General features: G+C 43.4%; 1 protein-coding gene. It reads right to left on the bottom strand.

Translation table 11 applies throughout. The features are described from left to right. Positions 1-673, bottom strand: a 673-nt coding sequence (locus M0D21_RS21940; protein WP_449500937.1) for an HYR-like domain-containing protein, incomplete at both ends; no start/stop codon positions are given.

Genomic DNA, 673 nt, shown 5'->3' with positions numbered 1-673 from the left:
TTGAGTAATATTCGCAGGACATACAATAGTAGGATTCGTAGTATCGTTAATCGTGATTGTTTGTGTGACATTGATACTGTTTCCGGCAGCATCCGTAACACTATAGGTTCTAGTGATCTCCTCCGGATTGCTGTTTCCATCACTAACATCACTCACAAAAGCTACTGTTGGTGTACCACAGTTGTCTGCCTCATCAGTGACCACAGTGATATCTGGTGTAGGTGCAGCACATTGTGCTGTGATTGGTGATGGGTTGCTTGCCGTTGGATTTGTAGTATCGTTAATGGTGATTGTTTGTGTCACATTGATACTATTCCCAGCAGCATCCGTAACACTATAGGTTCTAGTGATCTCCTCCGGATTGCTGTTTCCATCACTAACATCACTCACAAAAGCTACTGTTGGTGTACCACAGTTGTCTGCCTCATCAGTGACCACAGTGATATCTGGTGTAGGTGCAGCACATTGTGCTGTGATTGGTGATGGGTTGCTTGCCGTTGGATTTGTAGTATCGTTAATGGTGATTGTTTGTGTCACATTGATACTATTCCCAGCAGCATCCGTAACACTATAGGTTCTGGTGATTATCCCTATACTTGTATTTACATCACTTACAAAGGATACTGTGGGTGTACCACAGTTATCCGCCTCATCGGTAACCACAGTGATATCT

Source organism: Aquimarina acroporae (genome assembly GCF_023195925.1).
In the GTDB taxonomy this organism is placed as follows: Bacteria; Bacteroidota; Bacteroidia; order Flavobacteriales; family Flavobacteriaceae; genus Aquimarina; species Aquimarina acroporae.
This window is presented reverse-complemented; position numbering and strand designations above follow the sequence as displayed.